The sequence below is a fragment of the Anaerococcus marasmi genome, from assembly GCF_900290195.1.
Lineage (GTDB): Bacteria > Bacillota > Clostridia > Tissierellales > Peptoniphilaceae > Anaerococcus > Anaerococcus marasmi.
The window spans coordinates 1,743,810-1,757,308 of sequence record NZ_OLMF01000004.1; the positions used below are offsets into that span (position 1 = coordinate 1,743,810).

General features: G+C 37.9%; 12 protein-coding genes. All 12 read left to right on the forward strand.

The features are described from left to right. Window positions 1-11 precede the first annotated feature (11 nt). The 12 genes from C7D97_RS08815 to C7D97_RS08870 all read left to right on the forward strand — a co-directional run bounded on the left by C7D97_RS08815 (window position 12) and on the right by C7D97_RS08870 (window position 12,052). Window positions 12-338 carry a PadR family transcriptional regulator gene (locus C7D97_RS08815; RefSeq protein ID WP_205408062.1) on the forward strand — a complete coding sequence of 109 codons (327 nt, stop codon included), beginning with the start codon at window positions 12-14 and terminating at the stop codon, window positions 336-338. Beyond that, a complete protein-coding gene (locus C7D97_RS08820) occupies window positions 335-1,033 on the forward strand; it encodes a pseudouridine synthase (protein ID WP_105301672.1) in 699 nt (232 codons plus the stop codon). Before C7D97_RS08815 ends, C7D97_RS08820 begins: the two co-directional genes overlap by 4 nt. Before the next feature lie 39 nt (window positions 1,034-1,072). Continuing rightward, window positions 1,073-1,675 (forward strand): sugar transferase, encoded by a 603-nt coding sequence (locus C7D97_RS08825; RefSeq protein ID WP_105301673.1) that lies wholly within the window; start codon window positions 1,073-1,075, stop codon window positions 1,673-1,675. 202 nt (window positions 1,676-1,877) lie between these two features. Further along, on the forward strand, window positions 1,878-2,447 hold the full coding sequence (locus C7D97_RS08830; protein ID WP_105301674.1) for a glycerol-3-phosphate responsive antiterminator: 570 nt from the start codon (window positions 1,878-1,880) through the stop codon (window positions 2,445-2,447). An 11-nt stretch (window positions 2,448-2,458) separates the two neighbouring features. Further along, the gene (gene glpK / locus C7D97_RS08835; RefSeq protein WP_105301675.1) at window positions 2,459-3,964 is read left to right on the forward strand and encodes a glycerol kinase GlpK; all 1,506 of its coding nucleotides are present in this window, start codon (window positions 2,459-2,461) and stop codon (window positions 3,962-3,964) included. A gap of 116 nt (window positions 3,965-4,080) precedes the next feature. Continuing rightward, entirely contained in the window at window positions 4,081-5,502 is a 1,422-nt protein-coding gene (locus C7D97_RS08840) for an NAD(P)/FAD-dependent oxidoreductase (protein ID WP_105301676.1), read from the forward strand. Window positions 5,503-5,512: 10 nt separating this feature from the next. Further along, window positions 5,513-6,772 (forward strand): NAD(P)/FAD-dependent oxidoreductase, encoded by a 1,260-nt coding sequence (locus C7D97_RS08845; RefSeq protein ID WP_105301677.1) that lies wholly within the window; start codon window positions 5,513-5,515, stop codon window positions 6,770-6,772. Then, window positions 6,769-7,125 (forward strand): DUF1667 domain-containing protein, encoded by a 357-nt coding sequence (locus C7D97_RS08850; protein WP_105301678.1) that lies wholly within the window; start codon window positions 6,769-6,771, stop codon window positions 7,123-7,125. The genes C7D97_RS08845 and C7D97_RS08850 overlap by 4 nt, the downstream gene beginning before the upstream one ends. Window positions 7,126-7,369: 244 nt before the next feature. Then, complete coding sequence (locus C7D97_RS08855) at window positions 7,370-9,334, forward strand: MSCRAMM family protein (protein ID WP_105301679.1); 1,965 nt, start codon at window positions 7,370-7,372, stop codon at window positions 9,332-9,334. Between the two features lie 55 nt (window positions 9,335-9,389). After that, a complete protein-coding gene (locus C7D97_RS08860) occupies window positions 9,390-10,340 on the forward strand; it encodes a class C sortase (protein ID WP_105301680.1) in 951 nt (316 codons plus the stop codon). Continuing rightward, window positions 10,330-11,205: a class C sortase gene (locus C7D97_RS08865; RefSeq protein WP_105301681.1), complete on the forward strand. Its 876-nt coding sequence runs from the start codon at window positions 10,330-10,332 to the stop codon at window positions 11,203-11,205. The genes C7D97_RS08860 and C7D97_RS08865 overlap by 11 nt, the downstream gene beginning before the upstream one ends. After that, window positions 11,174-12,052, forward strand: a complete 879-nt coding sequence (locus C7D97_RS08870) for a class C sortase (protein WP_105301682.1) — start codon at window positions 11,174-11,176, stop codon at window positions 12,050-12,052. The genes C7D97_RS08865 and C7D97_RS08870 overlap by 32 nt, the downstream gene beginning before the upstream one ends. Window positions 12,053-13,499 lie beyond the last annotated feature (1,447 nt).

Consider the following 13,499-nt stretch of genomic DNA (forward strand, 5'->3'; position numbering starts at 1 on the left):
TAGGTGATAAAATGATTGAATCTCAAATGCTAAAGGGAGTTATAGAAGGCGTTATACTCCATATTATAAAAAACAACGAAACTTATGGCTATGAAATCGTAGAAGAACTAAAGAACTCTGGCTTTTATGCCATGACTGAAGGAACAGTCTATCCAATCCTACAGAGACTTTCCAAGAAGGGATTTATCTTTGGGGCCTACAAGAAATCTACGATTGGGCCAAAGAGAAAATATTACTATATAAGCCCAAAGGGCAGGGACTATCTCGATAGCTTTTACAAGTCCTTTGACGAGTTAAGTTATGCTACGGGAAATGTATTAAGTAAGGGGATAAAATGAGATTAGATAAGATGATAGGAAACTCTGGTCTAGATACCAGAAAAAATATCAAGAAAAATGCCAAGAAGGGAGCTGTCCTTGTAAATGGAGAAGTAGTAAAGGATACAGCAACCCAGGTTGACCCAGAACTCGATGAAGTATACTATATGGGCCATTTCGTAGACTATTTTGAAAATATCTACGTGATGATGAATAAACCTGCTGGCTTTCTTTCAGCTACAGAAGATAAAGACCCAACTGTAATAGATCTTTTGGATGATTTCTACAAGGTAATCGACCTATCTATAGCAGGAAGGCTCGATAAGGATACTACAGGCCTTCTTCTTCTTTCGACAGATGGTAAGTTCATCCACAGGGTAACAAGCCCAAATTCTAATATAGAAAAGACCTATCTTGTAGAATGTAGAGATAAGATAGATGACAGCCTAATAGACTTATTTGAAGAAGGAGTCTATATCAAAGAAGATGACTATACAGCAAGAAGTGCTAAGCTTACTATCTTAGAAGATAAAAAGGGGGTAGTAAAGGTTACGGAAGGCAAGTTTCACTTAGTAAAAAGACTATTTTCAAATTGCGGCAACAAGGTAGAAAAGCTTAAAAGAATTGCCATAGGAGACTTATCCCTAGACGAACATTTGCCAGAAGGCGAGTATAGGGAGCTAAGTGATGATGAAATATCCCTACTTATGGAGTAAAATAAGGATGATATAAGTAAGGATAAGACGGAGAAAAGTATGTATGAAAATTACGTAAAGAATATATTGGACAGGATTTTGGCCCTATTGGGTCTTATAATCCTTTCTCCAATATTTTTGCTTACAGCTCTCGCCATTAAAATAGAAGAGCCTAGGGGAAAAGTCTTCTTCATCCAGGATAGGTCTGGTAAGGAAGGTAAGGCTTTCTCCTGTATCAAATTTAGGTCGATGTCGACAGAGGCTCCAAACAACGCCGCAACTTGGGAGCTTGATAATGCGGATAGCTACATAACAAAAGTGGGGCGTTTCATCAGAAAGACATCCATAGACGAGCTTCCCCAGCTTATAAATATAATAAAGGGTGATATGAGCATAGTAGGACCAAGGCCGGTTATTCTTAAGGAAGAAGAGCTTATAAACTTAAGAAGACAATACGGGGCCTTGAGCGTAAGACCAGGAATTACAGGACTTAGCCAAATTTCAGGCAGGGACAATCTACCTCCTAGTAAAAAGGCCGAGACAGATGGCGAGTATGCAGCAAATGTAACTTTCTTAAATGACTTAAAAATAATACTAAAAACAATCCCCCAAGTCCTATCTGGAGAAGGGGTCAGCGAAGGAAAGAAGGAAGATTTTAGGTAAAACTAAACATTTTCCTTATTTTTCTTAAAAATATTTATCTAGAATTATTTAAACTACGGACTTTTGCCGGCTTCTATAAAAATATTTATGAAAATGATTGCAAGAATAAAATATTTATGGTAAACTACTAATAAGAGAATATATTAGAGAAGACGAGCTGTATTAATTTTACACGCTCGTTTTCTGTGTTCATGGAGGTTGTATGACACACGAAGAGATTTTCGATATAATTTATGAAAATCCAATAATCATGGCTATCAAAAATAACAAAGATTTAAGAGACTCTTTGGATAGTGAAAACAAAATAGTGTTCGTGCTTTTTGGTACTGTAGAAAGCATCCCACACATAGTCAAAAAACTTAAAAAACATGGCAAGATAGTTATGGTTCACGAGGATTTGATTGAAGGCTTATCAAGCTCTCAACTGTCTTCAGCTTTCATAAAAAATTATACTGACGCTGATGGAATTATTACTACGAGGCCGCAAAATGCCGCTTATGCTAGGCAGATTGGCTTATTTTCTATTTTGAGATTCTTTGTCCTAGATTCTCTATCATATGAAAATGTGAAAGAGACTGTAAAGAAGGCAAATTGCGACCTTATAGAGATACTTCCAGGGATTATGCCAAAGATATTGGATGATATATCAAAAAGGACTAAGATTCCTTTAGTGGCAGGCGGGCTAATCAACGAGAAATCGGATGTAATCGATGCCCTAAATGCTAATGCTATTGCGATATCGTCATCTAATACCGATGTATGGAAAATGTAAAAGGAGATATTATGGGAAAATATATCATGGCACTTGATGCTGGAACAACAAGTAACAGAGCAATTATCTTTAACAAAAAGGGCGAGATTATGTCAGTGGCTCAAAAAGAGTTCACTCAATTCTTCCCACATCCAGGCTGGGTTGAACATGATGCAACAGAAATCTGGTCAACTCAATTAGGTGTTTGTACAGAAGCTATAGCAAAACTTGGCGTAAGTGCTGATGACATCGAGGCAATCGGTATTACCAACCAAAGAGAGACAACCATAGTTTGGGAAAAAGATACAGGAAAGCCTGTCTACAATGCAATCGTTTGGCAATGTCGTCGTACAGCAGATATGGCTGACAAACTAGTAGAAGATGGCTACAAGAAGACAATCCAAGATAAGACTGGTCTTGTAGTAGACCCATACTTCTCAGGAACCAAAATCCGTTGGATCCTAGATCATATCGAAAATGGTCAAGAGAGAGCAGAAAACGGCGAACTCCTATTTGGTACAGTAGATACTTGGTTAATCTACAACCTAACTCGTGGTAAAGTTCATGTAACTGACTACTCAAATGCATCAAGAACAATGATCTTTAACATCCACACCCTAGAATGGGATGATGAATTATGTGAAATACTAAATATTCCAAAATGTATGCTTCCAGAAGTTAAACCATCTTCATACATCTACGGAAATACATTCCCAGGATATTTTGATGGTGAAATTCCAATAGCAGGTATAGCAGGTGACCAACAAGCTGCTCTATTCGGACAAACATGCTTCGATGAAGGAGATGCCAAGAATACTTATGGTACAGGTGCCTTCCTACTAATGAATACAGGTGAGAATGCAGTTAAGTCTGACAATGGTCTAGTAACAACTATAGCTTGGGGACTTGGAGACGGCAAGGTTAACTATGCACTTGAGGGTTCAATCTTCGTTGCAGGATCTGCTATCCAATGGCTAAGAGACCAACTAAGAATCGTAGATGCTGCTGATGATACAGAATATATGGCAACCAAAGTCGATGATACAAACGGATGCTATGTGGTTCCAGCCTTTACTGGTCTTGGTGCTCCATATTGGGATGCTTACGCAAGAGGATCAATAGTTGGTATAACAAGAGGAACAAGCAAATACCATATAGTTAGAGCAACACTTGAATCTCTAGCTTACCTAACAAATGACGTACTTCAAGCTATGAGTAAGGATAGTGGAAGAGAACTTCACGAACTTAAGGTAGATGGTGGAGCTAGTGCAAACAACTTCCTAATGCAATTCCAAGCTGATATGATTCAAACAAAGGTAGAAAGACCTAAGACACTAGAAACAACAGCTCTAGGTGCTTCTTACTTAGCAGGACTTGCTGTAGGTTACTACAAAGACCTAGAAGAAATCAAAGCATATCGTCTAGTTGACCGTGAATTTACCCCAGAAATCTCCAAAGAAGAAAGAGATAAGAAGGACAGAAACTGGCAAAGAGCAGTTGACAGATCATTCTCTTGGGCAAAAACTTACGAAGAATAATTAGCAAATTAGAAAAAATGTGATATAATATAAACAGAATATAAATTAGAGATGGCGAGCTAAAGTATTACCCTACTTTAGCTCGCCATTTTTCCGTTAGAAAAAGGGAGGAATATATGTATGATGCTATAATTATAGGCGGTGGAGTTACAGGAACATCAATAGCCTACCAATTGTCAAAGAAAAAAGGAAAATTCCTATTATTAGAAAAAAACGAAGATGTATGTACAGAAACATCTAAGGCAAACTCAGGAATCTGCCACGGTGGATACGACGCAATTCCTGGAACAATGAAAGCTAAGATGAATGTCAAAGGAAATCATATGATGGCTGATGAGGCAAAGAAGTTATCTTTTCCTTACAAACAAATCGGAACTTTGGTTTTATGCCACGACGAAAAAGATTATCCTAAATTAAAAGAGCTTTATGATCAAGGTATAGCAAATGGCGTAGGCGGTATGGAAATCCTTGATGGCAACCAAGTTCGTGAAATCGAACCAAATGTCTCAGATGATGTATGCTACGCTCTATATTGTAAAGAAGCCGGAATAGTAGATCCATTTTTAATGAATATTGCTTTTGCTGAAGTATCTAACATAAATGGAGTTGATTATAAATTTAATGAAAAAGTAACAGAAACAAATCCAAAAGACGGATATTGGGAAGTTGTTACAGAAAATGCTACATATGAAACTAAGGCAGTTATTAATGCAGCAGGACTTTACTCAGACGAGATCCACAACAGAGTTAGCGATGAGAAGTTTGAAATAAGAGCTAGACGTGGTGAATATCTCTTACTAGATAAGGATACCAAAGGCTTTGTAAATCACGTTATGTTCAACCTACCTACAGAAAAAGGTAAGGGAATCTTAGTTTCACCAACAATTGATGAAAATACTCTAGTAGGTCCAACATCAGACTTTGTAGATGACAAGGGAGACTTAAGATCAACTAGAGAACACCTAGAAGAAGTTATCGAAAAATCAAATGATACAGTTAAAAATGTACCTGTAAGAATGGTAATCACATCATTTTCAGGAAACAGAGCTCACGAGAAGGGCGGAGACTTTATCCTTAAGGAAAGCCTTGATGGATTCTTTGATTGTATAGGGATAGAATCTCCAGGACTAACATCAGCTCCAGCTATAGGTGAATATATGGCAAATCTCGTAAGCGAAAAATTAAACTTAGAAGATAACAAAGATTTTGTCTATGATAGAAAGCCTACACCAAAGACAAGTGAACTAAGCCTAGAAGAACACGATAAATTAATCAAAGAAGATCCAAGATACGGCAAGATCATCTGTAGATGCGAAAAAGTAACTGAAGGTGAAATAGTAGATGCCATCAACAGACCACTAGGAGCTAGAACAGTTGACGGAGTCAAAAGAAGAGTAAGAGCTACAGCAGGAAGATGCCAAGGAGGCTTCTGCCTACCAAGAGTTATGGAAATACTTGCCAGAGAGCTCGGCGAAAATTACGATGATATAGTTAAAAACCACAAGGATTCTTACTATATCAAAGGTCATGTAAAGTAAGGAGGGCACAATGAAAAATTATGATTTAGTAGTAGTAGGTGGAGGTCCTGCAGGTCTTGCTGCAGCTTCTAAGGCCTATGATTTGGGTGTAAAAAACATCCTTGTAGTAGAAAGAGACGAAATGCTCGGAGGAATCCTTAACCAATGTATCCACAATGGATTTGGCCTACACAGATTCAAAGAAGAGCTAACAGGACCAGAATACGCCCAAAGATTTGCAGATCTAGTAGAAGAAAGAGACATAGATGTCCTCCTAAACACAATAGTAATGGACTTTGCGAACGACAAGACCCTTACACTAATGAACGAAGAAAACGGAATGTTTACCCTAAAACCAAAGGCAGTAATCCTTGCCATGGGTTGTAGAGAAAGACCAAGAGGTGCCCTAAACATCCCAGGAAGCAGACCTGCCGGAGTATATTCTGCAGGAACTGCCCAAAGGATGATCAACCTCGAAGGCTATATGCCAGGAAAGAAAGTGGTAATCCTAGGATCTGGCGATATCGGACTTATCATGGCAAGAAGAATGACCCTAGAAGGTGCCGAAGTCCAATGTGTTGCAGAAATCATGCCATATTCTGGTGGACTAAAAAGAAATATAGTCCAATGTCTAGACGACTTTGACATACCACTTTACTTTAATACAACAATCTCAGGCATCGAAGGAAAAGACAGAGTAGAAGGCTGTACCCTTTCCCAGGTTGATGAGAATATGAAAGTAATACCAGGCACAGAAAAACACTATGATTGCGATACCATCCTACTTTCAGTAGGACTCCTACCAGAAAACGAACTAACCAAGGAAGCAGGAATCGAAATAGATCCAAAGACTAAGGGAGCTATCGTATCAGATAGATTAATGACAAACATCCCAGGAGTATTCGCTTGCGGTAACGTCCTACACGTTCACGACCTAGTAGATTACGTAACAGACGAAAGTGAGCTAGCAGCAGAAAACTCAGCCCACTATATCGAAGGTAAATTCGAAGAGTCTAAGGCGGACCCTATATATCTAACAGCTGGTGATGGCATATCCTACACCTTGCCACAATACATCAACCCAGACACAATGGCTGATACTGCAATCGTTAGATTTAGAGTAAATAACGTATACCAAAACAGAATCCTAAAAATGTACGTTGATGGCAAAGAAGTAGCAAAGAAAAGAAAATTAGTCTATGCTCCAGGAGAAATGGAAGATCTAATCCTAAAGAAAGAAGACCTTCCAGAAGGAGCTAAGGAAATAGAAATCAAATTGGAGGAAATATGAAAAAAGAACTAACATGTATCAATTGTCCTCTAGGCTGCACTGTAACAGTAACCATGGAGGATGACGGAGAAATAACAGACATCACTGGAAACACCTGCAAAAGAGGTGAAGTTTACGCAAGAAACGAAGTGAAAAACCCAGTAAGAACTGTAACATCAACTGTTAAAGTTGAGGGAGGATCTGCTTACTCTGTCCCAGTGAAGACTAGTGATGCAATACCAAAGGGAAAAATGAAAGAGGCAATGGTTGAAATTAACGAAGCTGTTGCCAAGGCACCTATCAAAGTAGGAGATGTGATAATTGATTCAATAGCAGGCACAGGAATAAAGCTTGTAGCTACTGCCAATAGATAAAATATAAATAAAATCTTCTCTAAAAAATATATTTTTACTAAAACGCGGGGTAAACTCGCGTTTTTACTTTAATAAGCAAATATTATCTTTAAAATATATGGTGTTATTTAGCAAACTATGTTATAATAATAGTAAAAAGAAAGCTTTTGTTAGAAATATTTAGGATTGTAATATATTATTATAAAATCTTACATAAAATCTATAAGCTTTAGAGGAAAGACATAAAAAAATTCTAGGAGGAGATATGAAAAGGGAGAGAAAATTTAGGCTATTAGCATTTATCCTGCCAGTTCTAATGCTGATCCAAGCCTTTTTCCTTGCGCCTGCGGGTTTGGCTAAGGAAGAAACGAAAGAAAATTTAAGTATCGAATATGATATCAGTGCTTGGTCTGCCAATAAGGCTATCGAAGAGAACGAAGATAAAGATTTTTTTAAAAATTTTGATTTCAAATCGTCTCAAAGACAGGTTAGATATTGGAAATTAGATGAAAACTTATTAAAAGATAAAGACTTGCTTAAATTAAGAGATGATTATAATAAGAAATCTGAGAAAGAACTTATGGCAGATGAGAATCTCGGAGAAGGAAAGTTAAGCGAGTTAGCTAAAATAAAATATAATGGAAAATTCTACGATGAGATTGATTTTTCATCAGAAGAATTCAAGGATTTTACTAAAGAGGATTTATCTAAACTAAATACTGAAAGGATACTTATTAAAGATCTTGAACCAGGATACTATCTAATAAAAGAAACAGACGACTCTAAGGAAAGAGTTGCCGCTATGGACAAAGAATATGGTCTAAAAAGCGGAGAACTTGTAACAGCTATAATTAAAATTCCTGATGATATAAAAGAAAGAGCAGAAGATAAATCTCTCCTATATCATATGAAGAAGACAGAAGATGTACCTACCAAAGATATCACATTAATAAAAGTCGATGAAGATGATAAAGATATCAAGCTTGACAAGGTTGGTTTCAAATTATTGAGAAAAGAGACTAGCACAATAACAGGTGATGATAGTAAATCAGAAGTTTCAAAATCTTATTTGGTTCCTGTAAAAGATTTAAAGAATGGTAATTATGAATATGATCCTTCAATTGATAAGCCTGAAAACATTCCTATGTTAAAAACTAATACAGACGGAAAAATAGTTGTTAAGGGTCTTCCAGAAGGGGACTATTATTTCGAAGAAGTTGAGACTATTGAAGGTTACGATCCAGATATAAATATAGGAAAAAACAACGAAGATAAACCAGTAAAACCGGGTGGAACAGTAACTATTGAGAATAAAAGAATCCCATCTTTAATCAAGGTAAAAAAGGGAACAACAGAGACTCTCGATGGAGTAAAGTTTGCTGTTTATAAGAAAGATGGCGAGGATAAACTTAAGTTTAGACAAGGAAAAACTCCTGGCGAATATATCTATGACGAAGCGGGAGATCTTACAGATATCGAAACCAAATCTGGAGGTAAAATCTATCTTCGTGAAATGCCAGAAGGAGATTATTATTTCAAAGAGATAAGCACCATAGAAGGATATATAAAATCCGAAGATTCTTATGAATTTAACGTTGATGAAAACCACAATATAAAAGTTAATGGTAAAGCTGAATCCCTAAAGGTTGAAAACGTGCCTGAAAACGAAGATAATCCAACACCACCTGGAGAAAATTCAAAGGGTAGCCATAAGTTTATCAAGGTCGATAAAGATGACCACGGCAAAAAGCTAGCTGGAGCTAAGTTTAAGGTTCAAAAGCTTGTTGACGATAAGTATATGACAGTAGTTAGAGATGGCTCAGAATATATCGTAGAGTCAGATTCTAATGGAGCCTTAGAGGTAACAGACTTAGAATATGGTCACTACAGACTTAAAGAAGTAGGATTTCCTGAAAACTACAATCCAGTTGCTGAGTTTACAGAATTTGATATAAGTGCAACATCATCATTAAACACAGCTGTGCTTATAGAAAATGAACACAAACCACCAAAAGAGGAAACACCTCCTCCAACACCACCAGAAACTCCTGACAATCCAACAACTATCACACCATCTACTCCAACAAAGACACTTACTTCAAGGAGTCGTGGTCCACTAGTTAAGACTGGGGATATTAGGATTTGGATTTATTTTGCCATAGGTTTACTATTGGTTGTGGCAGGATTTGTCATTATTAGAAATCAAGATAAAAAACAAGAACTTGCATAGCTTAAGATAGATGCGGTAGCGATATCGTATCTATTTTGCTTATAAAGGATTTTAGATGGCGATTTTACGTAAAAATAAAGAAAATAAAAATATTAAGAAACAACCTTCCAAAAAGGCCAAGTGGACCTTTAGGATTGTTTTCTTCTTGGGTTTCTTGGTAGCTCTCTACCCCTTAGTCAACAGACTCTACTATAGGATTGACTCCAACAACCAAGTATCAGTCTTTAACGAAGGGACCGACAAGCTAGCTACAGAGGAGATCGAAAGAAGGATGGGTCTTGCTCGTGCTTACAACGATTCCTTGAACAATGCTGTCTCTGAGGACCCTTATGCCAAGGACAGGCAGGAAAAAGGTAGAGCAGAGTATGCGAGGATGCTTGAAGTCCACGAGATGATAGGCCACGTTGAGATACCAAAGATCAACCAGGACCTTCCAATCTATGCAGGAACTGCAGAGGAAGTTCTCCAAAAGGGAGTAGGTCACTTGGAAGGAACATCTCTTCCAATCGGGGGTAACTCTACCCACTCGGTTCTTACTGCCCACTCGGGTCTACCTGAGGCGACTTTATTTACCCACCTCAGCGAACTTGAGATAGGAGATAAGTTCTACGTCCACAATATTTCAGAAACCCTAGCCTACCAGGTCGATCAAATCAAGGTCGTTGAGCCTACCAACTTTTCTGACCTATTAATCGACCCAGGTCATGACTATGTAACCCTTCTTACTTGTACTCCAATAATGATTAACTCTCACAGACTCCTTGTTAGGGGCCACAGGGTGCCTTATGTTCCAGCTGTAGATGAGGAGCTAATCAGGACTACTAAGACAAATTGGATATTTAGATTGTTATTCTTCATAGCCTTATTCTTGATTATTATCTTGATAATATATCTATGGAAACTAAGGAAAGATAACAAGAAATATTACACAAGGATTGAAGATATTAGACAAAGACAAGATAAATTGATGAATAAGTCCAAAAAGGTGAAAGAAGATGAAGACTAATCTAAAAGATAAGCTTAAGTTTGGTCTAATCTTCCTAGTTGGACTTCTAATATTTTCCTACCCGATGATTTCCCAGAAGTTTTATGAAATCAAAGCGGATGAGGAGATAATAGAGTTTGTCAAACAGAGTAAGGAAATTAACGAAGAAGAGATAAACAAGAGAATGGATCTTGCAAGAGCCTATAACGAGACCCTAGATCCTTCAAGGCTCTCTGACCCTTACAGTAAGAAGGAAGAAGAAGCAAGAGCCTACTACGCTCATATGCTTGAAGTAAATGAGATGATAGGCCACGTAGAAATACCTAGAATCAACCAAGACCTTCCTATCTATGCCGGAACGAGCGAGACAGTCCTACAGAAGGGCTGCGGCCACCTGGAGGGAACTTCCCTTCCTGTAGGGGGTAAGTCTACCCACACGGTAATTACAGCCCACAGGGGCCTTCCTGAAGCCGTTTTGTTTAGGTATTTGGACCAACTAGTAGAAGGAGATATTTTCTACATCCACAATATCCAGGGAACTCTAGCCTACAAGGTCGATCAAATTATGGTAGTCGAGCCAACTAACTTCGAGCCAGTCTTAGTCCAAGAAGGCAAGGACTATGCGACTCTTTTGACCTGTACACCATATATGATCAACTCACACAGACTTTTGGTTAGAGGTTATAGGATTCCTTACCAAGAGGCTATAGATGATGGTATTGCCAATACGCCAAGATTTAAGCCAGACTTTTTCCAACTATTGCTAATACTAATGCCTATCCTGGTATTTTTGATAATTGTATCAACTAGAGAGAAAAGAAAATCACTAAACTTAAGAAAAGAGGTAGAAGATATTGAAAAAACAATTAAAACTAACAAAAATTAGCTTCATAGGATATCTTCTTATCCTTATTGGTCTACTTTTTGTAACAGTGCCCTTGATAAATAGGACCGCAAACGAGATGTCCTATAACAAGAGACTAGAAGAATTTGAACAAGAGCAAGCAAATAGACCAAAAGAAGAAATCGAAGAAGAAAACAAGGCTGCCGAAAAATACAACGAGCTAGTTAAAAACTCGGATACCAGCATCCTAGACCCCTTCACAACAGAAGATAACCAGAACCGTTACAATTACTTCAAAAACTCAAATGAAGTCTTCGCCTACCTAGAAATCCCAAAACTCGGCAAGAATCTTCCAATCTATCTTGATGCGACACTCGATCACATATCAAGAGGAGTTGCCCAAGTAGAAGGAACAAGCATTCCTGTAGGAGGAAAGGGAACAAGATCTGTAATAGCAGGCCACAGGGACTGGTGGGGAGATACCATGTTTCTCTATGTAGACGAACTAGTCGAAGGAGATGATATCTACATCAAAAGAGCAACAGAGACCCTCCACTACAAGGTAAGCGACAAGGAAGTAATAGGACCATATGATTGGGATAGACTCGACAAAAGAGGAGACGAGGACGTAATAACCCTCCTAACCTGCTCACCCTTCTACCCACCACGTCCAGACAGACTCCTAGTAAACGCCGTAAGATACGAAGAGCCAAAAGAAGCAGAGGGGGAAGAAAATAAAGAAGATAAAAAAGAAGACCAAGCTACAGTAAAAAGAGTACAAAGAGCAAGCCTTCTAACAAAATTAGGAGCAGGACTTGGAATAATTCTAATAATTCTCCTCCTAGTAAGACTAATTAAAAGAATAAAATACACAAGAAAAAACAAATAAAACAAAATCCCTTGGAAAATAAAAATCCGAGGGATTTTTAATAGAAAAGTTTAAAAAACAAGTCATCCTAGGAGAAAAATATCACCTTATATCGACCACCCCTTATATCGAGCGGAGCGAAGCGTAGTCGAGATATCTCAGAATAACTTCAATTCCCCTTATGTGAACAATTCCCTTATGTCGACCGAAGTGGAGACATCTCTAACAAAAATCCAGCTCTAATGAAATTGTAAAATGAATAAAGCAAAGTGTAGATCATATCCCACCTCGACAGAGCGGAGCGACGAGAGGTCTACAGTCTAAGATGACATGTAAATCATAAGAAAAATTTTATCTAAGCAGAATTCCCAGGAGGCTTCTCCACTTCGGTCGAAGCAAGGGAACTTTTTTGAAATAGTTAATATTAATCTAACATAACATCCTTTATGCCGACAACCCCTTATATCGAGCGAAGCGAAGTCGAGCTATCTCATAAGAGTTTAAATCTCCTTATGTGGACAATTCCCTTATGTCGACCGCAGTGGAGACATCTCTCCAACATTTTAAGCTCTAATGAATATTAGCTAAACACATCACACCACCTCGAACGAAAGTGAGAGGTCTACAGTCTAAGAGGACATATAAATCATAAGAAAAATTTTATCTAAGCAGAATTCCCAGAAGGCTTCTCCGCTATGGTCGAAGCAAGGGAACTTTTTTGAAATAGTTAATATTAATCTAACATAACATCCTTTATGCCGATAACCCCTTATATCGAGCGAAGCGAAGCGTAGTCGAGATATCTCAATTTTTGGTAATAGAAGATATTTAGATGTAAAGCAATCATTAATAAAAAAATTAGTTTGGGAACATACTATAATTATGATTTTATACAATACACCTAGATAAATAATTTACCACCTCGAACGAATGTGAGAGGTCTACAGAACCTTGGGACGTGTTTGATTTAAGATTTCGTTATTTATTTACGTAAATAACTCGAATTTTTATATTTACAAGTCATTCTAGACTGTAGATCTCTCGTCGCTCCGCTCTGTCGAGATGGCCTAACTTCTGTTTGAATTTATCTCAAAGTATATATCTTGTTGTTTTGATATCTTTAACTGTGAGAGGCTTCTCCACAAGGTCGAAGCAAGGGTAAATAGGTCCTTAATATAAGGGCAATAGAAATAGTCTTTTGTGTTTAATTGCTCTAGCCACAATGGACAAACCTCCCAGTACCCATATCTGAACAATTTCCCTTATGTCGACCGGAGCGGAGCGAAGTGGAGACATCTCACCACCATTCAAAAAGTATCTGCATATTTCCACCTCTAATGGAATTGTCACAGTGAGCGTAGCGAACTGATGAAATTCCTTAATCGAGGCTTTGCGAGGTGAAGCGAAGCTGAGCCCGCAAACTACCGTCGAACGAATGTGAGAGGTCTACAGTCTACGATGACTTGTA